The organism is Rhizobium hidalgonense, from assembly GCF_002914525.1.
GTDB lineage: Bacteria > Pseudomonadota > Alphaproteobacteria > Rhizobiales > Rhizobiaceae > Rhizobium > Rhizobium hidalgonense.
Genome location: NZ_LODW01000045.1, coordinates 25,453 through 51,558, shown reverse-complemented (window position 1 = coordinate 51,558; position 26,106 = coordinate 25,453). Strand labels below are relative to the sequence as shown.

The 26,106-nt window shown below is 60.9% G+C and carries 26 protein-coding genes; 25 read left to right on the top strand and 1 reads right to left on the bottom strand.

The genetic code is table 11. From position 1 onward, the window contains the following. Positions 1-174: 174 nt before the first annotated feature. From ATY29_RS07400 to folD, 22 genes are all read left to right on the top strand, one after another. A complete protein-coding gene (locus ATY29_RS07400; protein WP_003570310.1) occupies positions 175-804 on the top strand; it encodes a hypothetical protein in 630 nt (209 codons plus the stop codon). Beyond that, complete coding sequence (locus ATY29_RS07395; RefSeq protein WP_097535682.1) at positions 801-2,144, top strand: MotB family protein; 1,344 nt, start codon at positions 801-803, stop codon at positions 2,142-2,144. The genes ATY29_RS07400 and ATY29_RS07395 overlap by 4 nt, the downstream gene beginning before the upstream one ends. A gap of 4 nt (positions 2,145-2,148) precedes the next feature. Continuing rightward, complete coding sequence (motC, locus tag ATY29_RS07390; protein WP_097535680.1) at positions 2,149-3,444, top strand: chemotaxis protein MotC; 1,296 nt, start codon at positions 2,149-2,151, stop codon at positions 3,442-3,444. After that, the gene (gene fliK / locus ATY29_RS07385) at positions 3,441-4,880 is read left to right on the top strand and encodes a flagellar hook-length control protein FliK (protein ID WP_097535679.1); all 1,440 of its coding nucleotides are present in this window, start codon (positions 3,441-3,443) and stop codon (positions 4,878-4,880) included. The genes motC and fliK overlap by 4 nt, the downstream gene beginning before the upstream one ends. After that, complete coding sequence (locus ATY29_RS07380; RefSeq protein ID WP_097535677.1) at positions 4,828-5,385, top strand: lytic transglycosylase domain-containing protein; 558 nt, start codon at positions 4,828-4,830, stop codon at positions 5,383-5,385. The genes fliK and ATY29_RS07380 overlap by 53 nt, the downstream gene beginning before the upstream one ends. A gap of 280 nt (positions 5,386-5,665) precedes the next feature. Then, positions 5,666-6,337 (top strand): transcriptional activator Rem, encoded by a 672-nt coding sequence (rem, locus tag ATY29_RS07375; RefSeq protein WP_097535675.1) that lies wholly within the window; start codon positions 5,666-5,668, stop codon positions 6,335-6,337. A gap of 125 nt (positions 6,338-6,462) precedes the next feature. Continuing rightward, positions 6,463-7,764 (top strand): flagellar hook protein FlgE, encoded by a 1,302-nt coding sequence (locus tag ATY29_RS07370; RefSeq protein WP_003570300.1) that lies wholly within the window; start codon positions 6,463-6,465, stop codon positions 7,762-7,764. A gap of 19 nt (positions 7,765-7,783) precedes the next feature. Beyond that, a complete protein-coding gene (gene flgK, locus ATY29_RS07365; RefSeq protein ID WP_003570298.1) occupies positions 7,784-9,271 on the top strand; it encodes a flagellar hook-associated protein FlgK in 1,488 nt (495 codons plus the stop codon). Between the two features lie 3 nt (positions 9,272-9,274). Further along, positions 9,275-10,327: a flagellar hook-associated family protein gene (locus ATY29_RS07360; protein ID WP_003570296.1), complete on the top strand. Its 1,053-nt coding sequence runs from the start codon at positions 9,275-9,277 to the stop codon at positions 10,325-10,327. Positions 10,328-10,363: 36 nt separating this feature from the next. Next, entirely contained in the window at positions 10,364-10,711 is a 348-nt protein-coding gene (gene flaF / locus ATY29_RS07355; RefSeq protein ID WP_003570294.1) for a flagellar biosynthesis regulator FlaF, read from the top strand. Next, complete coding sequence (gene flbT / locus ATY29_RS07350) at positions 10,708-11,157, top strand: flagellar biosynthesis repressor FlbT (protein ID WP_003570292.1); 450 nt, start codon at positions 10,708-10,710, stop codon at positions 11,155-11,157. The genes flaF and flbT overlap by 4 nt, the downstream gene beginning before the upstream one ends. Next, positions 11,148-11,597 carry a flagellar hook assembly protein FlgD gene (gene flgD, locus ATY29_RS07345; protein WP_003570290.1) on the top strand — a complete coding sequence of 150 codons (450 nt, stop codon included), beginning with the start codon at positions 11,148-11,150 and terminating at the stop codon, positions 11,595-11,597. The genes flbT and flgD overlap by 10 nt, the downstream gene beginning before the upstream one ends. Before the next feature lie 88 nt (positions 11,598-11,685). Then, positions 11,686-11,952, top strand: coding sequence for a flagellar biosynthesis protein FliQ (gene fliQ, locus ATY29_RS07340; protein ID WP_003570287.1), 267 nt, complete (start codon positions 11,686-11,688; stop codon positions 11,950-11,952). Positions 11,953-12,042: 90 nt separating this feature from the next. Further along, positions 12,043-14,130 (top strand): flagellar biosynthesis protein FlhA, encoded by a 2,088-nt coding sequence (flhA, locus tag ATY29_RS07335; protein WP_025415346.1) that lies wholly within the window; start codon positions 12,043-12,045, stop codon positions 14,128-14,130. Continuing rightward, the gene (fliR, locus tag ATY29_RS07330) at positions 14,127-14,879 is read left to right on the top strand and encodes a flagellar biosynthetic protein FliR (RefSeq protein WP_003570283.1); all 753 of its coding nucleotides are present in this window, start codon (positions 14,127-14,129) and stop codon (positions 14,877-14,879) included. The genes flhA and fliR overlap by 4 nt, the downstream gene beginning before the upstream one ends. 7 nt (positions 14,880-14,886) lie before the next feature. Continuing rightward, the gene (locus ATY29_RS07325) at positions 14,887-15,300 is read left to right on the top strand and encodes a hypothetical protein (RefSeq protein WP_025415347.1); all 414 of its coding nucleotides are present in this window, start codon (positions 14,887-14,889) and stop codon (positions 15,298-15,300) included. 31 nt (positions 15,301-15,331) lie between these two features. Then, positions 15,332-15,895 carry a rod-binding protein gene (locus ATY29_RS07320; protein WP_025415348.1) on the top strand — a complete coding sequence of 188 codons (564 nt, stop codon included), beginning with the start codon at positions 15,332-15,334 and terminating at the stop codon, positions 15,893-15,895. Positions 15,896-16,016: 121 nt separating this feature from the next. Then, a complete protein-coding gene (locus ATY29_RS07315) occupies positions 16,017-16,382 on the top strand; it encodes a hypothetical protein (RefSeq protein WP_003570277.1) in 366 nt (121 codons plus the stop codon). Further along, positions 16,382-16,921, top strand: a complete 540-nt coding sequence (locus ATY29_RS07310; RefSeq protein WP_003570275.1) for a hypothetical protein — start codon at positions 16,382-16,384, stop codon at positions 16,919-16,921. Before ATY29_RS07315 ends, ATY29_RS07310 begins: the two co-directional genes overlap by 1 nt. 286 nt (positions 16,922-17,207) lie before the next feature. After that, on the top strand, positions 17,208-18,047 hold the full coding sequence (locus ATY29_RS07305) for a WecB/TagA/CpsF family glycosyltransferase (protein ID WP_097535673.1): 840 nt from the start codon (positions 17,208-17,210) through the stop codon (positions 18,045-18,047). A gap of 176 nt (positions 18,048-18,223) precedes the next feature. Further along, positions 18,224-20,008 carry a GumC domain-containing protein gene (locus tag ATY29_RS07300; RefSeq protein WP_097535671.1) on the top strand — a complete coding sequence of 595 codons (1,785 nt, stop codon included), beginning with the start codon at positions 18,224-18,226 and terminating at the stop codon, positions 20,006-20,008. 121 nt (positions 20,009-20,129) lie between these two features. Beyond that, a complete protein-coding gene (folD, locus tag ATY29_RS07295) occupies positions 20,130-21,029 on the top strand; it encodes a bifunctional methylenetetrahydrofolate dehydrogenase/methenyltetrahydrofolate cyclohydrolase FolD (RefSeq protein WP_003570270.1) in 900 nt (299 codons plus the stop codon). A 23-nt stretch (positions 21,030-21,052) separates the two neighbouring features. Here the strand turns inward: folD and ATY29_RS07290 are convergent, their stop codons facing one another. Continuing rightward, positions 21,053-22,078 (bottom strand): LacI family DNA-binding transcriptional regulator, encoded by a 1,026-nt coding sequence (locus tag ATY29_RS07290; protein WP_003570267.1) that lies wholly within the window; start codon positions 22,076-22,078, stop codon positions 21,053-21,055. Positions 22,079-22,375: 297 nt separating this feature from the next. On the opposite strand from ATY29_RS07290, the gene ATY29_RS07285 reads away from it, so the two are divergent. From ATY29_RS07285 to ATY29_RS07275, 3 genes are all read left to right on the top strand, one after another. Next, positions 22,376-23,737: an ABC transporter substrate-binding protein gene (locus tag ATY29_RS07285; RefSeq protein WP_097535669.1), complete on the top strand. Its 1,362-nt coding sequence runs from the start codon at positions 22,376-22,378 to the stop codon at positions 23,735-23,737. A gap of 187 nt (positions 23,738-23,924) precedes the next feature. After that, on the top strand, positions 23,925-24,938 hold the full coding sequence (locus ATY29_RS07280; RefSeq protein ID WP_003570264.1) for a carbohydrate ABC transporter permease: 1,014 nt from the start codon (positions 23,925-23,927) through the stop codon (positions 24,936-24,938). Position 24,939: 1 nt separating this feature from the next. Further along, on the top strand, positions 24,940-26,103 hold the full coding sequence (locus ATY29_RS07275; protein ID WP_003570262.1) for a carbohydrate ABC transporter permease: 1,164 nt from the start codon (positions 24,940-24,942) through the stop codon (positions 26,101-26,103). The last annotated feature ends 3 nt before the right edge of the window (positions 26,104-26,106 follow it).

The following is a 26,106-nucleotide window of genomic DNA, read 5'->3' as shown; positions in this document are numbered from 1 at the left end:
CATTCATCCTCGCGCAAGTTTGACTTCCTAGTTTCCGGCATGAAGGCATCGTCCGAAATTCGTGCCGGCGCAAGGTGAAGCCCTTGCCCGTTTCGAAGCGACATGCCGGTGCGCAAAGTCGTTTTGAGCGGGGGTGGATATGCTGCATGCCTCCCGAATGCTGGATGGTTCTTTATGAGCATTACGCTTTCCCGGTATTTGAAGGATTTCGGTGAACCGGAACCGTCAGCGCCGATCATCGAGATGGACGATTTCGGCGGCGACGGTTTTCCCGAGATGCCGAGCGAACCGGCGATCGACGTCGAGGCGGAGCGCCGCGACGCCTATGCGCAAGGTCATGCCGCAGCGACCGCTGATTTGACCGAAAAACACGAACGCGAGGCGCAGACGCTGGCCGAGGTTCACGCGCGTGAGCTCGAAGAGCTGAAGCTTCGCTACGAAGTCGAGGCCGCAGCGATCATTGCCTCCCGCGTCCGCGATATCGCCGAAGAGGTGGCGCAACTGGTCAGCGCCGGTGCCGCCATCGCCATCGCGCCGGTAATGTCCGAAGCGCTTGCCGCCAAGGCTGCCGAAAGCCTCGCCGTTCTGCTGCGCGAGGCGATCCTCGAGGGTGCCGCCGGTCCGATTCTCGTCCGCGGGCCAACCCGGCTTTTCGATCTATTGAAGGCCGAACTCGGTGAACATGCCGGGTCGGTACGACACCTTGAGACTGACGATATCGATCTTGCCGTCGAAATCGGCGAATCCGTCATCGTTACCCGTATGTCCGCCTGGGCAGCCAGCTTGAAGAAAGTTCTCGAATGAGCGAAGGCGAAAACCACCATCACGGCAAGAACGAGATCATCATCGTCAAGAGACATGGCGGCGGTGATCACGATGGCGCCCATGGCGGTGCGTGGAAAATTGCCTATGCCGACTTCATGACGGCGATGATGGCGTTCTTCCTGGTCATGTGGCTGGTCAATGCCGCCAACGAGGAGACCAAGGCCTCGGTCGCGACCTATTTTAATCCGATCAAGCTCTCCGATGAAAAGCCGACCGAAAAGGGCCTGAAGAAGCCCGTCGACAACGCCGAAGGCGAGGAGAAGCAGGAGAAGTCTAAGCAGAAGGAAGAAAATCCGAACGACGGCAAGGCTTCGGCGGATGGCGACGACCAGACATCGACATCAGGCGACCAGACCAATTATTCCGAGGCCGATTTCTTCGAAAACCCCTATTCGGTTCTGGCCGAGATCGCGCAGGAAGTCGGCCAGCAGGCCAATGTCAGCGCCAAGGGCGATGGTGGCGCCGCCGATTCCGGCCCGGCCACCGGCGCCGATGGCGGCGAAGCCTATCGCGATCCCTTCGATCCGGATTTCTGGACCAAGCAGGTCGAAGTGACGACGGCCGGGAAATCCGCGCCTCCCGGCAAGACCGACGAGCAAGCGGCCGAGAGCGGCGCAACCGAGGTCGCGAAGGTCGAGCATATGAAGCCGATCCCGCTGGCCACCGATCAGAAGGCCGGCCAAGAAGCCAAAGAAGCTAAGGAAAACAAGGGCGCGGCCGACAAGGACGGCAAGGCGCCGGACGACAAGAAGTCTGGCGATAAGAAGGCTGAGGACAAGAAGGCCGAAACGCCGAATGACGCCGATCATCAGAAGGATGCGGACAAGAGCGCGGCTCAGACCGAGCAGCAACAGCAGAAAGACGCAGAGCAGCTGCAAGCTGAGATCGCTGAGCAGATCGGCGGCGTCGCCGGCAAGCTGGCCGAAGGCCTGACCGTGACGGCATCCGAAGGTGGATTGCTGGTCAGTATCTCCGACCAGAACGACGACTCGATGTTCAATATCGGTTCGGCGGTTCCCCGCCAGGAGATGGTGCGCGCCATGGAAAAGATCGGCGCGATTCTGAAGGAGAGGGGTGGCGCGGTCGCCATCCGCGGCCACACCGACGGGCGCCCGTATAAGGGCACGCAGAACGAGAACTGGCGGCTTTCGATGGATCGCGCCCAGAGCGCCTATTACATGCTGGTGCGCGGCGGGCTCGACGAAAAACGCATCTCGCAGGTCTCGGGCTTTGCCGACCGCCGGCTGAAGCTGCCGTCCGACCCTTTCAACGCGACCAACCGCCGGATCGAGATCCTGGTGCAGGCGGATCGAGGATAACAGGATGGCGCGTCGGCAGCATCGCTATGTCGGATTTGTGGCGCTTGGCCTGGCGATGCTGTCGCCGGTTGCAGGCAAGGCGCAGGATCCGGATGATCTGGCGCCGTACAAGATGCTGCGATCGCTGCAGTTCGTGCAGGATTCCGTCGTCGCCGGCGATCATTCGGCCGGCGAGATGCAGCGCTTCATGCTCGGCACGATCGACGAGCGGCTGCGCACCGTCGACACGGCGGTCTTCGATGACGACCGCAACGTCGATGCGGCGCTGATCTACGCGATGAGCGGTGGCAATCCGCAGACGCTCGAATATCTGATTTCCCACGACGTCAACGGCTATTTCGACAATCGTGTCACCGATGTGCTCAGAAAATATCTGAGCGGCAAGGGGTTGCTTGTCGCCAAGACGCTGGAGGAGACGGCCAGGGAATACCGCGACAAGAAAATCGGCCCTTACCTGGCATTGATCGGCGGCAACGTGCTGATCGCGACAAAGCCGACAGACGCGCTGGATCTCTATGACCAGGCGCGCCTTGCAGCACCGGGTACGATCGTCGAGGAGGCGGCGTTGCGCCGCTCCGTCGCCATTTGCGTCGACAAGGGGATGCTCGACCGGGGCATGGCCTATTCGCAGCGCTATATCAGGCGCTTCCTGCATTCGCCCTATGCCAGCCAGTTCGCCGATCTTTTCGTCACGCTCGTCGTCGGCCACGACCATGCCGTCAAGCCGCAGGAAGTCATCGACATCCTGTCCTTCATGGATGCGCCGCGCCAGCGCGAGGTCTATCTGCGCATCGCCCGCGCTGCCGCGATCGCGGGCAAGCCGGAGCTGGCCCATATGGCGGTCGAGCGTGTGCAGTCGCTTGGCGCCGGCACCGACAATGTCTTTGGTCCGCTGGCGGACTTTTATGGCGGCATGGCCGGCCTTCCCACGGACGATATCGACCGGGCGGCGAAGAATGTCAGCGGCATCGCCGGCGACGCGCTTTCGCCGCGGGATCAGGCGCTGCAGGAGGCGGCCCGATCGGTCGCCGAGCAAATCCTGCGCGCTCCCGACCCGGCAAGCCTGACGCAAGCCTCCAACCCTAACACTTCTGATCAGGAAATCACTTCTGAAAAGGCTGCGGCTATAGCTCCGCAACCGGGAGCGCCGGGCGCGCTTCCCGAGCCTGTTCCGGGAGGTGTGGCATCGACTGGCCAGAGCCAGGGTACCGACCCCTCATTCAACGCATTTGTGACGACCAATCGGTCCAAGCTCGACGAGATCGACGGTCTTCTGGCGCAGGAAGGCAACGAACAATGATGGATATGAGCGTCTTGGGCGGAGCCGCCGGTGCGGAGTCCGCCGCGGCTGCAAAATCTGCACGGCCGATGGGCAAAGACGATGCCGCCGGCCAGAAGAACGGCTTCTCCGATGCGCTTGCCAAGGCAAGCAACGGTGCCGTCAATGACGACGCCGACGATGCGCAGCAGGGCGGGGTTGCCGATGCCGGCGCCGAGAACACGGCGCGGACAATCCGCAGCCGCAGCGGCGGCAAGCCGTTGATCGATCTCGGCGACGCCGCGCTGAAGGCGCAGGCCGAGGTGCAGCCGGCGACGATTGCCGATGTCGTAAAGGCCGCGGTAAAGACTGCAAAGGCCACGGTCAAGATGCCGGCGGATCTCGCCTTCGGCAAGCTTGACGCGAAGGACCGCTCGGCCGAGGAGGTCGTTCAGGCGGCCAAAGGCGGCAAGCACGGCAAAGCCGATGCATTGCGGACCGATACTGACCAGGACAGCGAGGACGACGACGGCGGTATTTCCGATGTCCTCGGCCTGCTAAAACAGGATCCTGTCGACGGCGCGGTCGCTTTGCAGGCGGCAGCAGGTGCCCACGCCTCCGCCAATGCCGATGAACTCGAGACGGCCGGCAAGAAGATCGAGGGCATCGACGCCAAGGCAGGCGGCCATGCATCCGACGCCCTGGCGGCCGTCAGCGGCAAAGCTGATAGCGGCAAGGTGGATGAAGTCAAGGTTCCCGGATCGGAGAGTGCCGAAGCCGCCGACGGCAGGACGTTCAGGATCAGTCGCGCCGATGGCCGTGGCGTGTCGATGGATGTTCACCTCGGCACCGATCAGGCCGGGCCGAAGGACGGCGCGAAGAAGGCCGATGTCGAAAGCGTTTCGGTCCTTGAATCGCGCCGCTATATCGGCCTGATGCAGAACTCGAATTCCGCCGCCGTCACCGCCGCTCTCTCCGGCGATTCCGAATGGGCGCGCGCCATGGAACCGAGCTCGGCGCTCTCCAACGCGGCGGAATTTACCAGCACCGGCAAGGTGGTTAATACGCTGAAGATCCAGATGAACCCGCTCGATCTCGGCATGGTGACGGCGACCATGCGTCTGTCCGGCGACGCCCTGAACGTCGACCTCAAGGTCGAAACCGGCGCGGCCTATCGTCAGATGAAGGAAGATCACGGCAAGATTCTCGAAGCTCTGCGCAGCCAGGGCTATGCCGTCGACAACGTCACCATCAGCATGGCGCCGGTCGAGCGTAGCGACGCCGGCAATCAGGCAGGCAGCCAGGGCCAGGCCTCCCAGCAGCAGTCGCTCGCCCAGCAGGGGCAGGGCGGCGAGGCGCGCGAGCGCCACAATCAGACGGCACAGCGGACGGACGGAGGCTTCAATGGTGCAGGCGAGACCGGTATTGAAGACGTTTCTGCTGGCCGCAGCGGCGGCACTGGCGGCGTTTACCTCTGAGGCGAAGGCCTCGACCGGCGCCTGCGAACGCGAGATCCAGTCGGCAGCTGCCAAATACGGCATCCCGGAAGGGATTCTCTATTCGGTCGGCCTGACGGAGACTGGCCGCAAGGGCTCGCTTTATCCCTATGCCATGAACGTCGAAGGCAAGGCGCTCTTTCCGCCTTCCGAACAGGACGCCATGCGGCAGTTCGATGTCGCCCGCAGCAGCGGCGCCAAGCTCATCGACATCGGCTGCATGCAGATCAACCACTACTATCATGGCGAAAATTTCGGTTCGGCCGAGGACATGTTCGACCCGCATCGCAACGTCGAGTATGCGGCGAAATTCCTCCGCAACCTGCATGACCGTCACGAGACATGGACAATGGCGGTAGCTAGATACCATGCCGGACCCAACAACGACCCCGCGCAGAAGCAATATGTCTGTCGCGTCATCGCCAATCTGGTCGCCACGGGTTACGGCAAGTGGACTCCCCATGCGAGTAACTTTTGTCGAAATTGATTCAACCAAAAATAGAAGAGGCATATTGTGACGAAACTGTGTCACAATATGGCAGGAATCCGGCATGAATCGCGTGCGCAAGTCATAATTAAGGGAGTGTTAACTTTTCCACGAAATTTTGGTGTGCACAAAATGCCAGACCCACTAGATATAGATCAAATCGCCACCCGGATCTTAATCAATTATTAGTTTCTGCCATTAACTTTAACGAGTTGTCGCCGATTCGCACGATTCGTACCCATAGATCATTGAAGTGCCACACTGATTCGGAGGCGGACGAATGATCGTCGTGGTTGATGAGCGTGAGCTCGTGAAAGATGGATACACATCTCTGTTTGGCCGTGAGGGCATTCCCTCCACCGGCTTTGATCCAACCGAATTCGGCGAGTGGGTACAGACCGCCGCCGATTCCGATATAGCGGCAGTCGAGGCCTTCCTGATCGGTCAGGGCCAGCGCAACCTCGAACTCCCCCGGGCGATCCGGGACCGGTCGATGGCGCCGGTGATTGCGGTCAGCGACCAGCCCTCTCTCGAAAACACCCTTGCGCTGTTCGATTGCGGCGTCGACGACGTGGTGCGCAAACCGGTGCACCCGCGCGAAATCCTCGCAAGGGCGGCTGCGATCCGGCGCCGGCTGAAGGCGATCGCCAACTACACCGAAATCGGCGGGATCCGCGTCTTCTCGGACGGTCGGGACCCCGAGATCAACGGCGAAGTCTTCGCGCTTCCCCGGCGCGAGCGCCGCATCCTCGAATATCTGATCGCCAATCGCGGTCGCCGGGTCACCAAGACCCAGATCTTCAACGCCATCTACGGCGTCTTCGATGAAGAGGTCGAAGAGAACGTCGTCGAAAGCCATATCTCGAAGCTGCGCAAGAAGCTGCGCAAAAAGCTCGGCGTCGATCCGGTCGATTCCAAGCGCTTCCTTGGCTACTGCATCGACTGGGCCTGATTTTCCGGCCGGGCGGCGGCGCCCGGCTGAACCTCGATATTAGCCTGGCAGTGCGCCATGACAGACAGCTTCACGCAAGGCCCGACAAATACTCTCGAGTTTAACAGGTAAAACGAGGTTTTCAGATGAGCATTTTCGGCAGCATGAAGACGGCGGTATCGGGGATGAACGCACAGGCGAACCGCCTCAGCACCGTCGCCGACAACATCGCCAACGTGAACACCACCGGCTACAAGGCCGTGTCGACGAGCTTCTCGTCGCTGGTCCTGCCTTCCTCGGGCGGCAACTACAATTCGGGCGGCGTTCAATCCTCGGTCCGCCAGGCCGTCTCCGACCAGGGCGACATCTCCTACACCACCTCGGGCACCGACCTCGCAATTTCGGGCGACGGCTTCTTCATCGTTCAGGGTGCCGACGGTACGCCGGTTCTGACCCGCGCCGGCGACTTCCAGAAAGACGATGAAGGCAATCTCGTCAATGCCGCCGGCTTCCAGCTGATGGGGTATTCCTACGACTCCGGCTCCCCCGCCGTTGTCGTCAATGGCTTCGATGGCCTCGTTCCCGTCAACGTCAGCCAGGACGGGCTGACCGCCATCGCCTCGACGTCGGGTGTCTTCAAGGGGAATCTCGATTCCAACGCCAATATCCCGGTCGCGCCTGCGACGGCTCCGAGCGCCAACCTTGCCACTACGACGGCCGACACCAAGAAGGTCTCGATGGTCGCCTACGACCGTCTCGGCAACAAGGTGATGTACGACTTCTATTTCACCAAGACCTCGGTCGCGGCGGCACCGCCGCCGGCACCGCCCGCAACAGCGGCCACTTGGGAAGTTGCGATGTTCCGCAACGCCAATGCGGCGGTCGGCGGCACGACATCCTTCCCTTACACCGCCGGTGGCGCCGTCGGCACGGGCACGCTCACCTTTGACGCCAACGGCAAGATGACCTCGAGCGGTGCCGTTAACATCGCCGATACGGTGACCGGCCAGACGATCGCGATGGATTTTTCCGGCTTGACGCAGCTCGGCGCCGCCTTTGCCGGCACTGGCACGCCGAACGGCCAGGCGGCGACCCCGGTCAAGGACGTCACGATCGATGGCGACGGCATTGTCTACGCCAAGTATGAAGACGGTAGCACCAAGCCGCTCTATCGCATCCCGCTCGCCAACGTCGCAAGCCCGGACAAGCTGACGCTGATGAGCGGCAACGTCTACAGCGCCAACGGCCAGTCGGGTGTCACCGTCACCGGCTTCCCGCAGACCAATGGCCTCGGCACGATCAAATCGGGCGCTCTTGAAGGTTCGAACGTCGATCTTGCCGGCGAGCTGACCGAGATGATCGAATCGCAGCGCAGCTATACCGCCAATTCCAAAGTCTTCCAGACGGGTTCCGACATCATGGACGTTCTCGTCAACCTCAAGAGATAAGCAGGGTAACGGGTAAGCTATGTCGCTCACATCCGCACTTAATACCGCGCAGAACATATTCAACAATACCGGCACGCAGAGCAGTGTCGTATCGAACAATATCTCGAACGCGGGCAACAAAGATTACGTGCGCCGACAGGCGATGCTCACCACGTCCTTGAACGGCGCGCAGGTCGTCAAGATCGACCGGGCACAGGAAGATGCCCTGCTGCGCCAATATCTGAAGACCTCCTCACAGGACAGCGCCCAGCAGGCATTGCTGGGCGGCCTCGAGGACCTCAAGTCGATCATGGGTGGCAACGACTACGAAACGTCGCCATCCACCTATCTCGGGATTTTCCAGCAGAAGCTTCAGGCCTTCCGCACGACGCCGGGCAGCACGGTTGCTGCCCAGGGCGCGATCACTGCCGCACAGGATGTCGCCAACTCGCTGAACAATGCCTCGCAATCCGTGCAGGACGTCCGCGCCACCGCCGACAAGCAGATCGCCACCGACGTCGATAAACTGAATACTCTGCTCAGCGACTTCGAGAAGGCCAACAATGCGGTGAAGACCGCCACGGCCTCGGGTGCGGATGCATCGGGCGCGCTCGACGAGCGCGAGAAAGCGCTCAAGCAGATTTCGCAGATCGTCGGCGTCAACACGACGACGCGCGACAACAACGACATGGTGCTGAGCACCTCCGACGGGACAATCCTTTTCGAGACGGTCCCGCGCAAGGTGACGTTCAAGTCTCAGGACGTCTACACCGCTACCACGGTCGGAAATTCGGTCTATATCGACGGTGTCGCACTTGCGCGCGGCAGCGGATCGACGACGACGGGGCAGGGAAGCCTCCAGTCGCTCCTCCAGGTTCGTGACGAGATCGCCCCCAACTTCCAGAAGCAGCTCGATGAAATCGCCCGTGGCCTGGTCTCGCTTTTCAAGGAGCAGAACACGGCAGCCGGCCCGGCCTATGTGCCCGGCCTCTTCACCTGGAGCGGCGGTACGGTCGATACTGGCGCCACCGCGGTTGCCGGCATGGCCTCGACCATCACCGTCAGCAGCCGCGTCATCACCTCGCAGGGCGGCGATCCGATGCGCCTGCGTGATGGCGGCGTCAATGCCAACGGCCTCGTCAGCAATCCCACCCACCTCAGCGGTTATACGACGGAGCTCGATCGTCTCTACACGGCGCTGGGCTCCGACATGGATTTCGACCCGGCAGCGGGACCAGCGGTCGGTTTCGACGCGACGACCGGCATCGATTCCAACGTCAGCATCATGGAATATGCCACCAATTCCCTCGGCTGGCTCGAGCAGTACCGCAGCAACGCCACGACGGCGGCGGAGAACAGCTCGGCGGCGCTGTCGCGCTCCGATGAAGCCTATTCCAATGAGACCGGCGTCAACCTCGACGAGGAACTGACGCTGCTCCTCGACATAGAGCAGTCCTACAAGGCGGCGACCAAGATTCTGAATGCCGTCGACGAAATGCTGAAGTCATTGCTGGATATTGCGAGTTAAGCCATGAAGAGCTCATTTATTTCAAGTTCGGCCATTCAGAATGCGATGCGGTTGACGATCCGTCAGGCGCAGAACCAGATGACCAAGGCGACGATGGAAGCAACGACGGGTGTCTATGCGGATATCGGTGTCTCGCTCGGCGGCAATGCCGCGAGAAGCGTCGACTTCAGCCGCGAAACCGACCGGATCGACTCGATCAAAGCAAGCAATTCGCTCGTCACCGCCCGCATGGAATCCTCGCAGCTCGGCCTCTCCAAGATGAAGGACGTCGGCGACGGCCTGGTTTCGAAGCTGACGGCGCTCCAGGGCAGCCACGATCCCGGCAGCGTCACCGTCGCCATCCAGTCGGCGACCAGCGCTCTGTCCACCATGATGGACACGGCCAATACAATGGTGAATGGCGAATATCTGTTCTCGGGCATCAACACCGATGTGCAGCCGCTGACCGACAAGACGACGGCGACGAGTGCGGCCATCGTCACAGCACTGAACACCTATGCCGGCGCTCTCGTCCCGCCGAAGGCGGTCAGCGCTCTCACCGGCGCTGAAATGCAGACCTTCATCACGACGACGGTCGAGCCGATGTTCAGCCAGGCAAACTGGACGAATGCGACGACCGGCTGGTCGCAGGCATCGAGCCAGAACATGACGAGCCGCATCAGCAATTCCGAAGTGATCGAATCCTCGACCAACGCCAATTCCGAAGGCATGCGCTACATGGCGCTCGCCTCGGTGATGACCTCGGCGCTGCTCGGCCAGAACCTCAGTGCCGATGCGATGAGCACGGTGTCGAAGCAGGCGATCACCTACACCACGAAGGCGACCAGCGGCCTCGTGACGCAGGCAAGCCAGCTCGGCCTTTCCCAGGAGCGCGTCAAGAAGTCCAACGACGCCCTCGACGCCCAGTCGAATATTATCAAGAACAAGCTCGTCGATCTCCAGGGCGTCGATCCCTACGAGGCATCGACCCTCGTCAAGACTTTGGAAACGCAGCTTGAAACGGCTTACACGATCGTCTCGAAGATCCAGCAGTTGAGTCTCGTAAACTACCTTTGATGATCAAAGGCGCGCAAGATTAAGAAGGATGCATGAATGTATCAGTTCTCTTATGCCGAAGTCATGCAGGACTCGGTGGCCGACGCGAAAGAGCGGGAATGGCAGGTCCTTGACCGGTCCATAGACCTGCTGTCGCTGGCGCGCGATAAGGAAAAATACGGTCGGGAAGCCATCGAAGCCCTGTTTTATACGCGCCGGGTCTGGATCAGCTTCATCGAGGATCTGAAACATCCCGACAACCAGCTGGAGATCGAGCTCAGGGCCAACCTCATCTCGATTGCGATCTGGATATTGAAGGAATGCGACAGGATCCGAAAACGTCTGTCGAACAATTACCAGGGCATCATCGACGTTACCACCATCATCAGGGATGGACTTAAATGAAAAGTACACTTCGCATTTCTCTGAAAGCCGGAGAAAGAATCTTCATCAACGGCGCCGTCCTGCGCGTCGACCGGAAGGTCGCGCTGGAATTCCTGAATGATGTGACGTTCCTTCTCGAAAACCACGTCCTCCAGCCGGAAGGCGCCACCACACCGCTGCGTCAGCTCTACTTCATCGCGCAGATGATCCTCATCAATCCCGAGGGCAAGGACCACTCGACGGCGATGTTCCGCAAGTCGATCACCATGCTGCTCACCTGCTTCAAGAACGAGGAAATCCTCGCCGAACTGAAGCGCATCGATGCACTCGTCTCGACCGGCCGCGCTTTCGACGCGCTGAAGGCCATCCGCGGCCTCTATGCAATCGAAGACAATATCCTCAACAACCACGAAATGCCGCCGACGATGGTCGAGCAGATTCGCAGGGAGATTGCACCATGGCGGTAGATGCAACATCAGGCGTGAGCACTTCGACATCGAACTCGACGAGTTCGGCCCAGAAGAAGGCGACGCTGAACTACGACAATTTCCTCCAGCTGCTCATCGCGCAGATGAAGAACCAGGATCCGACCGATCCGGTCGATGCCAGCGAGCAGATGTCACAGCTGGCAAGTTTCTCGCAGGTCGAGCAGACGATCCAGACCAACACCAAGCTGGATACGCTTCTGTCGAGCTCAAGCCTCACCCAGGCAAGCAGCTACGTCGGAAAATACATGGAAAGCGCCGACGGCACTGTCAAAGGCATCGTCGATTCCGTCAAAGTTTATTCCGACGGCATCATTGCGACGACCAAGGATGGCGGTAAGATACTCGTGCAGGCGGGAATCACTGTTGCCAGCCAGGCACCGACCACGACCACCACGACAACGGACAGCAGCGAGTCCTGATGCTACGGCGCGATGCGCCGGATAATCCAATCAATCGCGGCCCCTAACATGGCGGGGCCGCTTCAAGGCGATATGAGGTTGCCTTCAGATGAATGAAGCTGATGCACTGGATCTGTTCCAAGCGGCGATCTGGACCGTGCTCATAGCCTCCGGTCCGGCGGTCCTCGCCGCGATGGTAGTGGGTCTCGTCATCGCCTTGATCCAGGCGCTGACCCAGGTGCAGGAGGCAACACTGACCTTCGTGCCGAAGATCGTCGCCGTGCTGGTCGTGGTCGGCGTCACCGCCCCCTTCGTCGGCTCGCAGATCTCCATTTTCACCAATCTGGTCTTCTCGCGCATCCAGTCGGGCTTCTGAGCCAACTTCGCGCAAGCTTCGCCATTTAAGTCTCGATCCGAATTGGGCGGACTGCATGTCCGCCTCCTCTCATGAAGAGACGGAATCGATATGGCGCAACCACCTGCACTCCCCCTTCCGAAAGTTGCCCCGAGCCTACGCGATGTGGGTTTTGCCCTTGGCATCATCGGCATCATCTGCATTCTCTTCCTGCCGATCCCAGCCTTCCTGATCGACATGGGACTGGCCTTCTCGATCGCCTTTTCGGTGCTGATCCTGATGGTCGCGCTGTGGATCCAGAAACCGCTCGATTTCTCGTCTTTCCCAACCATTCTGCTGATCGCGACGATGACCCGGCTGGCGCTGAACATCGCGACGACCCGCGTCATCCTGTCCCACGGCAATGAAGGTCACGATGCAGCAGGCGGCGTCATCGCCGGTTTCGCAAGCCTTGTCATGTCCGGCGACTTCGTCATCGGTCTGATCGTCTTCCTGATCCTCATCACCATCAACTTCATCGTCATCACCAAGGGCGCCACGCGTATCGCCGAAGTCGGCGCGCGTTTCACCCTCGATGCCATTCCCGGCAAGCAGATGTCGATCGACGCCGATCTCTCGGCTGGTATCATCGACGAGAAGGAAGCCCAGCGCCGGCGCAGGGAGCTCGAAGAGGAAAGCTCCTTCTTCGGTGCGATGGACGGTGCCTCGAAATTCGTGCGCGGCGATGCCGTTGCCGGCCTCATCATTACCGCGATCAACGTCTTCGGCGGCATCATCATCGGCTATTTCCGCCACGGTATGCCGATCGGCGAAGCAGCCGATGTTTTCGTCAAGCTCTCCGTCGGCGACGGTCTGGTCTCGCAGATGCCGGCCCTCATCGTCTCGCTGGCCGCCGGCCTGCTCGTCTCGCGCGGCGGCACCACCGGCTCCACCGACCAGGCTGTCGTCAACCAGCTGAGCGGCTATCCCCGTGCGCTCTCGGTCTCGGCCGTTCTGATGTTTGTCCTCGCCCTCATGCCGGGCCTGCCGTTTGTCCCCTTCATGATCCTCGGCAGCCTTCTTGCCTTCGGCGCATGGTTCATTCCCCGTCAGGTCGAGGCGGAAAACATGCTTCGCCGCGAACAGGAGGAAAAGAAGGTCGTCCAGAGCAAGGAACTGGAAAAGGATTCGGTCAAGTCGGTGCTGCGCACCTCCGAGATCGAACTCGCACTCGGCAAGATGGTCTCGACGCGCCTGCTCGGCGCTCATCAGGAGCTCGCTTTCCGCGTCGGCAAGATGCGCAAGAAATTCGCCACGCAATACGGCTTCGTCGTGCCCGAGATCAAGGTGACGGATGATATCGCCATCGCCGAGAAGTCCTACCAGATCCGCATCCACGGCACGACGGTTGCCTCCAACCTGCTGCGGGTCGGCGAGGTCCTCGTCGTCACCGGCGCCGGCCGCAAGCCCAGCATTCCCGGCGACGAAATCCGCGAACCCGCCTTCGGCATGCCGGCCGTCTCGATCCTCGAAAATTTTGCCGACGATCTGAAGCGGGAGGGCTTCCAGCCGATCGACAACGTCTCCGTCGTGCTGACACATATGAGCGAGGTCATCCGCAACAACCTGCCGCAGCTTCTGTCCTACAAGGACGTCAAGGTGCTGATCGACCGGCTCGATCCTGAATACAAGAAGCTCGCCGACGAGATCTGCTCGTCGCACATGTCCTATTCGGGCCTACAGGCGGTGCTCAAGCTCCTGCTTGCTGAACGCGTCTCGATCCGCAACCTGCACCTCATTCTCGAAGCGGTGGCCGAGCTTGCCCCGCATGTCAGGAAGACCGAGCAGATCGTCGAGCATGTCCGCATCCGCATGGCCCAGCAGCTCTGCGGCGACCTCGCCGACAATGGCGTGCTGCGCGTGCTGAGGCTCGGCAGCAAATGGGATCTCGCTTTTCACCAGGCGCTGAAGCGCGACGCCAAGGGCGAGGTGATCGAATTCGACATCGACCCGCGCAGCCTGGAAGAATTCAGCGAGCAGGCCACCAAAGTTATCCGTGAGTTCATGGATCGCGGCCTGCCATTCGCCCTTGTCACGTCGCCGGAAACACGCTCCTATGTGCGCATGATCATCGAACGGCTGTTCGCCACGCTCCCGGTCCTGTCGCATGTCGAACTGGCCAAGGGCATCGAGATAAAGATTTTGGGCTCTATTTCATGATAACAGACCCGCAAGGGACCGTTCTCGCGCTGTTTCTGGTTTTCTGCCGGATCGGTGGCTGTGTGCTGGCTCTTCCGGGTTTTTCCTCGGCGCGCGTGCCCGAACAGCTGCGCGTCTTCATCGCCGGCGCGCTATCGATCGCCGTCATGCCGCTGCTTTGGGACACGGTCTATCCGGCCGTCCACACCAGTTCGGCAACCTATATCGGCCTGATTTTCAGCGAATCGCTGATCGGCGTGATGTACGGCATGCTGGCGCGAATCTACACGCTAGGCATGCAGTTCGCCGCGACGATCCTCGCCATGATGGTCGGCTATACCCAGCCGGGCTCCGCAGACATCATCGAAGATACGCCGGAGACCAGCCTGTCCGCCTTTATCACCTTTGCCGGCATCATGATCCTCTTCATCATGGATTTCCATCACATCGTCTTTCGGGCGCTGGTCGATTCCTACACAACCATGCCCTTCGGCGGCTTGATGCAGATGCGCGCGACGCTCATCTCCTTTACCGATACGCTGGAGCAGACCACCTACATCATGCTGCGGCTGTCGAGCCCGTTTTTGATCTACGGCCTGATCTTCAACGTCTCGATCGGCTTCATCAACAAGCTGGCGCCGCAGATCCCGGTCTACTTCATCTCCACACCCTATCTGCTGATGGGCGGGCTGTTCCTGATCTATTTCTCGATTGCGGCGTTGGTCAGCCAGTTCGGCCAGTCCTTCGGCTCCATCTATATCGGGCGATGAGGCTGTCATGGTCGAGAGGAACCGCTCCCAGAAGCTCAAGCGACTGCTCTCGGTGCAGCGGCATATCGAAAGAATGGCCGAGAACGATCTGGCCGAAACCAGCCGCCAGCGCGTCGAAGTCAATGCGGCGATGGACGACGTCATCGTCGCGCTCGGCTCGATGGACCCGGTCCACCATGCCTTCTCGCAGAACTACGCCGACCGATTCGGCAGGCTCAGCATCAAGGACAAGCAGCTGACCGGCATGCAGGAGGTCCACGAGATGCGGCTGGCGCGCGAGCGCGCCAAGGGCGACCGTTTCGAAGAAGGCATGAAAGAGGCCCTCGAGGCCGAGCGTCGCGAGGCCGACGATAATGCCGTCTATGATGTCATCGATCAGCAATTCGCAACGCCAGCCTCCAGCAAGCTTCGAAACCCATAGTCGTTACGATCTTAAATTAGAGGATTGTAACGTGGCTATTTCGCCCCCCAGTGATCTGGTCCTGGACGTTGTCAAAGCTGCCGACCCCATGGAGGTTCAGGTGGCCCAGGAAAAATTGAAGGCAAATCGTGCGGCCTTTGCCGCAACGAGCCTCGCCGAGAACGGCAAGGGCTTTTCCAATACGGTCGATGTTCTCGACCATATCGGCCAGAAGAGCGGCCTCAACAACATCCAGAACCGTACCAAGGCTGAGGAAGTGCCGGAAAGCTACCGGAAGTTCGAGGCCATGGTTCTGCAGAATTTCGTCAAGTCCATGCTGCCGAGCGAAAGCGAGGAGGTCTACGGCAAGGGCGCGACCGGCGATATCTGGAAAGGCATGATGGCCGAGCAGCTCGGCAACACCATGGCCAAGGGTGATGGCATCGGCATCGCCAAGCAGATGTACAGCGAACAGTTGCGCCGGCAGGAAGCCAAGATCGTCAATGCCTCGACCGATGATCATGACCGCAACACTGCGATCAGCATGATCGACGACTTCCAGCGCAAGACATTTGGCACGCCGACGGCCGACGCCAAGACCGATAGAACAGGATGATTTAGGCCCGTTGGCCCAAAATCTGAATCCAGTTCTCAATTAAGGGTTAGAGCATTATGCGTCCGAAAACCGCGGACAGTTTTCGGCATCATGCTCTAAGCGACGCATAACCGAGGGTACAATGGAAATAGTTTCGAACGAATACAGGATCAAATCCGTTCTCGGACGCCTCGAAATGATCATCGATAATGAGAACACCCGGATCGGCAGCGATCCGCAGTTCGATCTCAAGGTCTCCAATGCGCATAAGAGCCGCTGCCTCTACGAGCTGTCGATGCTCTTTCGCGACACCGATCCGGCCGAGCTTGCCGCTGCCCACCTCGATCAGTTGCACGGCCTGAAGAAGAAGCTGGTTCTCAATGCCCGCCGGGTCGAGGCGCATCTCGAAGCGGTTCGCGCTGTCGCCGATCTGCTGAAGAACGCCGTTCAGGACGCCGACGCCGACGGCACCTATTCCCAGGAACAATTCGCCGCGCGTGGAAACTGATGATCAAGCTCGTCCTCACCGGTGTATGGGTTTGCGCCATCACCTTGGCATCGGTCTATTTGTCGGTGTACCTGGCGACCGCGCCGGCGCCCGCGGCATCCGATTCCAAGCAAAGCGCGCTGGAACTGGTAAAGGGTGAAACCATCACGGTACCGATCATCGGCAACGGCGCGATCACCGGCTATTTCCTCGGCCGCGTTTCCTTCATGATGAACAAGGAGATGCTGAAGGGCGTGACGCTGCCGCTGGCCGAGATGACCACGGACGAGCTTTTCAGCCTGCTCGTCGGCAACAAGATGGTCGATATCGCCCACATCAAATCCTTCGATCCGAAGGCCTTCCGCGAAGAGATCAAGAAGGGCATGAATGAGCGCCTCGGCGGCGACTATGTCGCCGACGTGATGCTGGAGCAGCTCGACTATCTCTCCAAGGAAGAAGTCAAGGAAAGCTCCGCTGGTCAGCCGAAGAAGGTGGGCACAGCTGTCAAGATCGTCGAGGCCGCACCGGCCGGCGAAGCGCCGGCACCGGCCGCCCACTAAATATCCTCATATCATCAACGACAAACGGCGCCGTAGGGCGTCGTTTGTCGTTGGCGCGCGTGGTTAACAAACCACTTATGCGAGCAGGGAAATTCAAGGAATTTTCCTAAGGGTTGTTTGAACCCGTCCTGTTATACCAGCTGACACAGCTTGGCGTGCCGCTTCCGAAATCGGGGCGACGCCGTCACGGCGGGACGCGACCGGGGCTTTCGAGACCCGGTGGCGGAGGTGTGGGCTTGTTTTCCGGGATGTCGGGCGCATGAAGCATCCTCGGCAGGAGGTGAGAATGAATCTGATTGCAAACTTCGCGGTGCTCGCATCGCGGCGGACGATCTTCGATCTGCCGGTCTGCGATCTCGGCTGGGATGACGCCCTCGTTTTCATCAACGAGCTGGCTTCCATTCCCGTCGGCCAGACCGTGGTTTGCTTCGTCAACGCCCATAACATGCTGACGGCACTGCGCGACGATGAATATTACCGGATCATGTCGCACAATCTGGTGCTGCCGGATGGCATCGGACTCAACATCGCATCGCAGATCGCCCATGGTTCGCCCTTTCCCGCCAACCTGAATGGCACCGATTTCGTGCCGGCCTTCCTCACCTTCATGGAAACCCCGCGCCGCATCGGTCTCATCGGCGGTGCACCTTCGGTCGTCGAGGCGGCGGCGGAAAATTTCCGGCGACACACGCCCTGGCATGAATTCGTCGTCGTTTCCGACGGCTATTTCGACAAGGTCGATTCCTCCGCGGTTACCGAGGAGATCGAGCGGCAGAAACTCGATATCCTGATCGTCGGCATGGGAACACCGCTGCAGGAAAAATGGGTCCACGACAATATCCGCGCCGATCACGCCCGCCTGGTGCTGACCGTCGGCGCTCTCTTCGACTTCGTTTCCGGCGCCGTCCCGCGCGCCCCGAAGACGGTGCGGATGATGCGGCTGGAATGGGCTTATCGTATGATGCAGGAACCCTCGCGCCTCTGGCGCCGCTATATCATCGGCATTCCGATCTTCCTTTTCCATGTCCTGCGCTACCGCTTCCAGCGGCGTGAAAGGATCCTCAGCCAGCCGGAAGAGCATCACACCGTGCTGCAGCCGCCGTCGGACCGCAAGAAAGCGAGCTGACGCTCCGGCACTTTGTAGCTCTGGAAGATCTGTTCTTAAATCGATGCCGATTTAAGGGCCATAGTTCTTACACGCTGCGGTTAACCTTTTCTTTGCCATGAATATTTAGACTGGCTTAATCATCTGCATCAGTGGATGAGCGAATTCGGCCATCCTGTGCATGAGATGTGGCGCAAATGTACGATATCAGGGCCAGAAGCTTTCACGATCGCGCAGCCGCCCGGCCGGCGGCGCCCGCACCGGCGCGCGCGCATAATGATCCCCAATTATCGCCCCGCTTGAACCGGCCCGATATCGCGCCGCCCGAGGCCGAACTGCTGCGCGCCATCGGCCGCGCCCTGGAAGAGCAGCGGGCCAAAGCGTCGCGCCCGGCGCCGCTGGTTGATCGCATCGAAACCATCCTCGGCAATCGCCTGCTGGCCGCCAATGATGTCGGCCATCCATTTGCTCAGGAACAGGCACGCCATGAAGCCGTGGCTGCGCCGGCCAGCGAGCCGCTGATTTCGCCCGAAACGCCGGCGGTCATTCGTGAGGAACCGGTCGCAGCCCGCCCGACAGCGCCACGGCATCGCGCCGGCGGCATGGGTCTTGCGATAGTCGCCGCTGCCACGATCATCGGCGCGGGCCTGCCGTCGCTTATGCCGGCTTCGCCGGCCCTCTACCGTGCCGAAGCGACGCTTGCAGTGAAGACCGATGCCGCAAGCCGGGCCGCCTTCACGGAAGCTGCGGCAAAAGGGCTGGTGTCGGCGCGGGTGGTTGCTTCGACGGTCGCTGCCCTGAAACTCGATCACGATCCCGAATTTGCCGGCCGCAGTGTCGATGCGCTTGGCGTTGCGCTCGATCTGCTCTCGGCGACCGGTGCCGCCGCCGATCCGGCCTCGCGCGCCGAGGCAGCGTTGAAACATGCAGTCGAGATCCTGCCCGATGCCGCCGCTGCCACGATCCTCGTCAGGGTGACGACCGGCGACAGCGGTAAATCCATGCGCATCGCCGCAAGACTTGCCGAAGCGGTTTCCGCCGGAGGCAGATCCGGCGGCAATGCCGAAACCGATGCCGCCTTGCGCAAGGCCTATGACGAGGCGAAGGCGGAACTTGCAGCCTTCACGACAAAGAGCGGCGAGGGCAACGTCAAGGTGGCGGTCGATCTTCGCCGCCAGATCGACCGGCTCGATGCCGATCTGAAACAGGCCGACCAGACAATCCTCAACGCCAAGGCTGAGGCCGACCGGCTCAAGACCGCAAAACTTGCCGGGGTGCTCGACGGTTCGCTGCCCGCCAATATGCTCTCGCCGGCGCTACAGGACTGGCGCGACAAATATGCGGTCGCCAGGACAGCACTTGCGCAGCTCTCGGCCGAGCTCGGCCCGCGCCATCCGCGGCTGTTACAGCAACAGGCCGAAACCGACGGCCTGAAGGAGAATATGGGCAAGGAGCTTACCCGTCTTGCCCAGGCTGCCAACGTCGCTGCCAAGGCGGCCGTCGATGCGCGCAAGGGCCTGAACGACCGGCGCAACACGCTGATCGCGCAAAGCCGGGATACCGGCGTCGATCTTGCTCGTCTGACCGAGCTCAGCGAGAAGGCGACCGCCGCGCGTTCGCGCCTGGAAGATGCGGCCTCCGCCTCGACTGGGACGGCCGCCGACGGTCATATCACTCTGATGAAGCCGGCGCTCGCAACGGCGGTATCGGCGCCCGACGGCCTGGCTGGCCGTTCGCTAGGCGGTGCTGCCGCGGGTCTCGCCGCCGGTCTTGCCGCGGCCTTCCTGTTGCGCCTGCGGAAACCGATGGGTGCAGCCGCCGAGGAAATGCCGCTATCCCCACCGCTGTCTGCCGCGCCGCAGGCACCGCAACCGGTCGCGACCACCACGGTCGACGAGATGGAGGCGCTGCGCTCCGAAATCTCCGGACTGCGCGACCGGCTTCTTGTTCATGGCCTTGACGCACGGCAGCCGCTGCGCTGACCGAAACATTTCCTTGCATTTTTGATATTGCCTTGCTGCTTTCCGACAGGATAGGGCGTTAGCGGGCATTTGACGCTCGCCGACTATCCATAGATTGGCGCGAAACAGGGCGGAGAGACGCGTGACGACAGTAATCGACGGCAAGAACGTAGCTGCATCGGTCATTCAGACGGTCAAGAGTGCGACGGCAGCGCTGGAAAAGAGCAGCGGCGTCACCACCGGTCTTGCGGTCGTCATCGTCGGTGACGATCCGGCAAGCCACGCCTATGTCGGCTCCAAGGGCCGCATGGCCAAGGAATGCGGCTTCAAATCGGTCCAGCACACGCTGCCGGCCGAGACCAGCCAGGAGGAACTGGCAGCGCTCGTCGCCACCCTCAACGCCGATCCGTCGATCCACGGCATCCTGGTGCAATTGCCGCTGCCGAAGCCGCTCGATAGCGAGCCGATCATCCAGTCGATCCTGCCGGAAAAGGATGTCGACGGCTTGAGCATCGCCAATGCCGGCAAGCTTGCCATCGGCGACCTGAAGACCGGACTGGTCTCCTGCACGCCGGCCGGCGCCATGGTTTTCGTCCGCCGCACCCATGGCGAGGACCTCTCCGGCCTCAACGCCGTCGTTATCGGCCGCTCCAATCTATTCGGCAAGCCGATGGCGCAATTGCTGCTCAATGCCAATGCGACGGTGACGATCGCCCATTCAAGAACCAAGAACCTCGCCGAGGTCTGCCGCAACGCCGATATTCTGGTCGCCGCCGTCGGCCGGCCGGAAATGGTCAAGGCCGATTGGGTCAAGCCCGGTGCGACGGTCATCGACGTCGGCATCAATCGGGTGGCAGCCCCCGAAAGAGGCGAGGGCAAGACTCGGCTCGTCGGCGACGTAGCCTTCGCCGAGGTCTCCGAGGTCGCCAGCACCATCACCCCGGTTCCCGGCGGCGTCGGGCCGATGACCATTGCCATGCTGATGGCCAACACGGTCATCGCCGCCCATCGCGCCGCAGGGCAAACGCCGCCGCAATTCTGATTGATTAAGCCCGCTTTGATTGATTAAAAGCGGGGGACAGGGCCGGTCGAAGCCCGGACGATCAGTTCGGTCTTCCAGAGTTCCTGTTCGGGGAAGGGGCCTGCCTGCTTCACCGTGCCGATCAGCCGCTGGGCGATGCGAACGCCGGCGGCCCTCAGCGAGGAGCGCGTCGTCGTCAGCGGCACGGAGAAGTTTTCCGGCTTCAACAGCGGCAGCACGTCGTCATGGGCGATCAGCGAGATATCCTCGCCGAGCCGCAATCCAGCCTGATTGACCGCACGGATCGCGCCGAGCGCCAGCACAGTGCTGGAGCAGAGGATGGCCGTCGGCCGCTCCGGCAGCTGCAGGAAGTGTTCCATCGCCAGCAGGCCCTGCTCGTCCGTCATCAGTGTATGGCTCATGCAATCCTCGTCGAGCGCCAGTCCGCGCTCGGCCAGCGCCGATATGACGCCGTTCTTCCGGCGGATGGCGAAATCGAGATGCATCTGCCCGTTCATCAAAGCAAAGCGCGTATGGCCGAGCTGCAGCAAGAGGCGCGTCGCATCATAGAAGGCGCCTTCATTGTCGATGTCGAGATAGGGATAGTCCGGCTCCGAACCGAAGGATCGCCCGTGCACGACATAGGGCATCGAGAGCGATTTCAGCATGGGAAGCCGCGGGTCGTGGCCGCGCATATAGGCGACGAACAGCGCATCGACATTGCCGCTGATCGCCAGGCGCCTGAGTGCTGCCACCTCGTCATCCGGGTCGGCCGGCATGATGACGAAGTGGAAGTCGTGGCGCACGGCCTCTTCGCCGAGCCCGGCCAGGAATTCGCCGAAATGCACGTCGGACTGATGGCCGGGCGCCGTCGGCATGACCAGGCCGATCGAGCCGGCCTTGCCGGTGGCAAGCCGCTGCGCCGCCTTGTTCGGGCGATACCCGGTTTCCTTGACAGCTTGAAGCACGCGCTCCCGGGTCGCCTCGTTGACCTCGGGATAACCGTTGAGCGCTCGGCTCACCGTCGTCTGCGACAGCCCCAGCAATTCCGATAGCTGTTTGAGATTCACCTGCTATGCTTCCTCCCGGCCCGCCCGTCGGCCGTCTTGAAAAGACTGCCGCCTCCCAGTGGCATCCAAAGCGCTTTCAATTATGTAGCATCTGGCGCGCTTGACTCAAGAAAAATCGCTCCATATTTCCGGGTAACCCCTGTTGCGCTGCGATAAGAGCCGCGTCCACAGCGGTTTTTCGTGAAATGACTTGACTCCATTCCACCGAAAGTGGAATGAGTTTGGTGTCAAAGCGCTTTGAAATTTCTTTTAAAGGGAATTCGGCGCGGGTTGGGATTGTGATGGGAGGTTGATCACATGAAAAAGTCATTTTTGATGGGCGTTGCCATGGCAGCGCTTTTTGCCGGTGCTGCGTCTGCTGCCGATCTGAAATTTGCCCCGGGACAGGACTCCAAGTTCAACTGGAAGAGCTATGACGAATTCAAGGCCGCTCATGCCGATCTGAAGGGTCAGCCGCTGACGATCTTCGGGCCGTGGCGCGGCGAAGACGAGGCGTTCTTCATGAGCGTTCTCGCCTATTTCACCGAAGCGACCGGCATCGACGCCAAATACTCCTCTTCCGAAAATTACGAACAGCAGATCGTCATCGACACGCAGGCGGGCTCGCCGCCGAACATCGCCGTTCTGCCGCAGCCGGGCCTTCTGGCCGATCTCGCCAGCAAGGGCTTCCTGACGCCGCTTGGCGACGACAACTCCAAGTGGATCAAGGACAATTACGGCGCCGGCGACAGCTGGGTCGGTTACGGCACCTATAAGGGCAAGGACGGCAAGGAAGCCTTCTACGCCTTCCCTTACAAGGCCGATGTGAAGTCGCTGGTCTGGTACGTTCCGGAGAATTTCGAGGAAGCCGGCTACAAGATCCCGACGACCATGGAAGAACTGCATGCCCTGACCGATCAGATCGTCAAGGATGGCGGCGTTCCCTGGTGCATCGGTCTCGGTTCCGGCGGCGCCACCGGCTGGCCGGCGACCGACTGGGTCGAGGACATCATGCTGCGCACCCAGCCGCCGGAAGCCTATGACAAGTGGACGACCAACGAGTTGAAGTTCACCGATCCAGCCGTCGTTGCCGCGATCGACGAATTCGGCAAGTTCGCCAAGAACGAGAAATATGTCGATGGCGGCGTCGCGGCCGTGGCCTCGACCGACTTCCGCGACAGCCCGAAGGGCCTCTTTGCGGTTCCGCCAAAGTGCTACATGCACCATCAGGCCTCGTTCATCCCGTCCTTCTTCCCTGAGGGTACGAAGCTCGGCCAGGATGCCGACTTCTTCTACATGCCGACCTTTGCGTCGCATCCCGAACTCGGCAAGCCGGTTCTCGGCGCCGGCACGCTCGTCTCTATCGCCAAGGACTCGAAGACGGCCCGTGCCTTCATCGATTTCCTGAAGACCCCGATCGCCCATGAGGTTTGGATGGCGCAGTCGAGCTTCCTGACGCCGTATAAGGGCGTCAGCACCGAGGCCTATGCCAATCCGCAGATGAAGAAGGAAGGCGAGATCCTGACGTCGGCCACCACCTTCCGCTTCGACGGTTCCGACCTGATGCCGGGCAAGATCGGCGCCGGCGCCTTCTGGACGGGCATGGTCGATTTCGTCGGCGGCAAATCGGCTGAAGAGGCTGCCGGCGAAATCCAGAGCGCCTGGGACGGCATCAAGTAATCTTCCAGAATTATGCCGCCGGCTTGCCGGCGGCATGGCCTGCATGACTGGCCGGGTTCGCAAAGAGCCCGGCCATCACGGGATATATTGTGATTGGGCAATACGAATTGATTGACGATGACCGGCGCTGACCCGTCAGAATAACAACCGGTCGCATTAAGATCAGGGGAAGCAGGGGAGGGACGAAATGCTGTTGCAGATTGTGTCCGCTTTGGGCGTCGTGGTCGGAGCCGTTTTCGCGTGCTCGGCCTATTTCTATTTTTCGAACAAGATCCTGGACCTCGCTTTGCCGGTGAAGGATGGCGACATCCGCGCCGCATCGCGCAATCTCAACCGCCGTGCGCTGATCCGGCCGTGGCTGTTCATCGGCCCGGCGCTTTTCCTGCTGATCGTTTATCTCGTCTATCCCGTCGTTGCGACCGTCATCCTCTCCTTCTACGACCGGTCGGGCAATCAGTTCGTCGGTGCGACGAACTACCTTTGGGCCTTGAACGACCGCGAATTCCGCCAGTCGATCTTCAACAACATCCTCTGGCTTGCCGTCGTGCCGGCCGCCTGCACCTTCTTCGGCCTCGTCATCGCCGTGATGACCGATCGCATCTGGTGGGGCAATATCGCCAAAAGCATCGTCTTCATGCCGATGGCGATCTCCTTCGTCGGCGCCTCGGTCATCTGGAAATTCATCTATGAATATCGCGGCGGCAACGACGTCCAGATCGGCTTGCTGAACGCCATCGTCCAGACCTTCGGCGGCACCCCTGAGGTATGGATCTCCGTTCCCTTCTGGAACAATTTCTTCCTGATGATCATCCTGATCTGGATCCAGACCGGTTTTGCCATGGTCATCCTGTCGGCCGCCCTTCGCGGCATCCCAGAGGAGACGATCGAGGCCGCCGTCATCGACGGCGCCAATGGCTGGCAGATCTTCTGGCGCATCATGGTGCCGCAGGTCTGGGGCTCCATCGCCGTCGTCTGGACGACCATCACCATCCTCGTCCTCAAGGTCTTCGATATCGTGCTGACCATGACCAACGGCCAGTGGCAGACGATGGTGCTGGCCAATCTGATGTTCAACTGGCTGTTCCGGGGCGGCGGCGATTCCGGCCGAAGTGCGGTCATCGCCATCATCATCATGCTCGCCGTCACGCCGATCATGGTCTGGAACGTGCGCCGCGCCAATCGCGAACTGAAGGGCCACTGAGATGACCGCTGTTGGAAGCTACTTCAAGATCGGCCCGGCCCGCCTCTTCGTTCATGCCGCCGTCCTGCTGATCGTCATCGTCTGGCTGATCCCGACGCTCGGCATCTTCGTCAGTGCGCTCCGCGACAAGGACCAGATCGTCGTCTCCGGCTGGTGGACGGCCTTCGTCGGCTCGACGCAGACCGTCGCCGTCCGCTTGGGTACGCCGGACCAGCAGAAGCAGGAAGGGACTGCCTATGTCATTTCAGGCAATGTGCTGGAAGGTCAGACCGGTCGTTCGGTAAAAGCTTTCGGCAACCGCGTGCAGCAGCCGGCGGCCTTCGAAGCCGGTCAGACCGCCGATCTCGGCGACGGTGAAAGCCTGCTGATCAATAGCGACGGCAGTTACCGCTACATGAAGAACGCCGCCTTTTCGCCCGACGAACGCCCGCGGCGCATCTATGCGTCGGTCGCGGCGCCGCCGGAATTCACCATGCAGAACTACAAGACGGTTCTTACCGGCGAGGGTATCGGCCAGTCCTTCATCAATTCGCTGACCGTGACCATACCGGCGACGATCATCCCGATCCTGATTGCCGCTTTCGCCGCCTATGCGCTGAGCTGGATGGAGTTTCCCGGCCGCGCGCTGTTGATTGCGCTCGTCGTCGGCCTCATCGTCGTACCACTGCAAATGTCGCTGATCCCGCTGCTGCGCCTCTATAACGAGATCGGCACCATGCTCGGCCAGCCGTCGAAGACCTATCCCGGCATCTGGCTCGCCCACACCGCCTTCGGCATGCCGCTCGCCATCTATCTCTTGCGGGCCTATATCGCCGGCCTGCCGAAGGAGATCATCGAATCCGCCCGCGTCGACGGCGCCAGCGATTTCGAGATATTCACCCGCATCGTCCTGCCTCTGTCCTTCCCGGCGCTCGCCTCCTTCGCCATCTTCCAGTTCTTGTGGGTGTGGAACGACCTGCTCGTCGCCATGGTCTTCCTCGGCACCGACAAGGACCACATCGTGCTGACCGGCAGCCTCAACGCTCTGCTCGGCTCGCGCGGCGGCAACTGGGAGATTTTGACGGCGTCGGCCTTCGTCACCATCATTGTGCCGCTGCTCGTCTTCTTCGGGCTGCAGCGTTATCTGGTGCGTGGCCTGTTGGCGGGTTCGGTCAAGGGAGGCTGACCA

Excerpts from the sequence above, each read along its gene's own strand:
- ATY29_RS07315 (WP_003570277.1), top strand. The coding sequence starts at position 16,017 with ATGGAAATAGTTTCGAACGAATACAGGATCAAATCCGTTCTCGGACGC.
- motC (WP_097535680.1), top strand. The coding sequence starts at position 2,149 with ATGGCGCGTCGGCAGCATCGCTATGTCGGATTTGTGGCGCTTGGCCTG.
- flbT (WP_003570292.1), top strand. The coding sequence starts at position 10,708 with ATGAAAAGTACACTTCGCATTTCTCTGAAAGCCGGAGAAAGAATCTTC.
- flaF (WP_003570294.1), top strand. The coding sequence starts at position 10,364 with ATGTATCAGTTCTCTTATGCCGAAGTCATGCAGGACTCGGTGGCCGAC.
- ATY29_RS07310 (WP_003570275.1), top strand. The coding sequence starts at position 16,382 with ATGATCAAGCTCGTCCTCACCGGTGTATGGGTTTGCGCCATCACCTTG.
- fliR (WP_003570283.1), top strand. The coding sequence starts at position 14,127 with ATGATAACAGACCCGCAAGGGACCGTTCTCGCGCTGTTTCTGGTTTTC.
- ATY29_RS07400 (WP_003570310.1), top strand. The coding sequence starts at position 175 with ATGAGCATTACGCTTTCCCGGTATTTGAAGGATTTCGGTGAACCGGAA.
- ATY29_RS07395 (WP_097535682.1), top strand. The coding sequence starts at position 801 with ATGAGCGAAGGCGAAAACCACCATCACGGCAAGAACGAGATCATCATC.
- flgD (WP_003570290.1), top strand. The coding sequence starts at position 11,148 with ATGGCGGTAGATGCAACATCAGGCGTGAGCACTTCGACATCGAACTCG.
- flhA (WP_025415346.1), top strand. The coding sequence starts at position 12,043 with ATGGCGCAACCACCTGCACTCCCCCTTCCGAAAGTTGCCCCGAGCCTA.
- rem (WP_097535675.1), top strand. The coding sequence starts at position 5,666 with ATGATCGTCGTGGTTGATGAGCGTGAGCTCGTGAAAGATGGATACACA.
- ATY29_RS07305 (WP_097535673.1), top strand. The coding sequence starts at position 17,208 with ATGAATCTGATTGCAAACTTCGCGGTGCTCGCATCGCGGCGGACGATC.
- ATY29_RS07275 (WP_003570262.1), top strand. The coding sequence starts at position 24,940 with ATGACCGCTGTTGGAAGCTACTTCAAGATCGGCCCGGCCCGCCTCTTC.
- ATY29_RS07280 (WP_003570264.1), top strand. The coding sequence starts at position 23,925 with ATGCTGTTGCAGATTGTGTCCGCTTTGGGCGTCGTGGTCGGAGCCGTT.
- flgK (WP_003570298.1), top strand. The coding sequence starts at position 7,784 with ATGTCGCTCACATCCGCACTTAATACCGCGCAGAACATATTCAACAAT.
- ATY29_RS07325 (WP_025415347.1), top strand. The coding sequence starts at position 14,887 with ATGGTCGAGAGGAACCGCTCCCAGAAGCTCAAGCGACTGCTCTCGGTG.
- ATY29_RS07300 (WP_097535671.1), top strand. The coding sequence starts at position 18,224 with ATGTACGATATCAGGGCCAGAAGCTTTCACGATCGCGCAGCCGCCCGG.
- ATY29_RS07285 (WP_097535669.1), top strand. The coding sequence starts at position 22,376 with ATGAAAAAGTCATTTTTGATGGGCGTTGCCATGGCAGCGCTTTTTGCC.
- ATY29_RS07360 (WP_003570296.1), top strand. The coding sequence starts at position 9,275 with ATGAAGAGCTCATTTATTTCAAGTTCGGCCATTCAGAATGCGATGCGG.
- fliQ (WP_003570287.1), top strand. The coding sequence starts at position 11,686 with ATGAATGAAGCTGATGCACTGGATCTGTTCCAAGCGGCGATCTGGACC.
- fliK (WP_097535679.1), top strand. The coding sequence starts at position 3,441 with ATGATGGATATGAGCGTCTTGGGCGGAGCCGCCGGTGCGGAGTCCGCC.
- ATY29_RS07370 (WP_003570300.1), top strand. The coding sequence starts at position 6,463 with ATGAGCATTTTCGGCAGCATGAAGACGGCGGTATCGGGGATGAACGCA.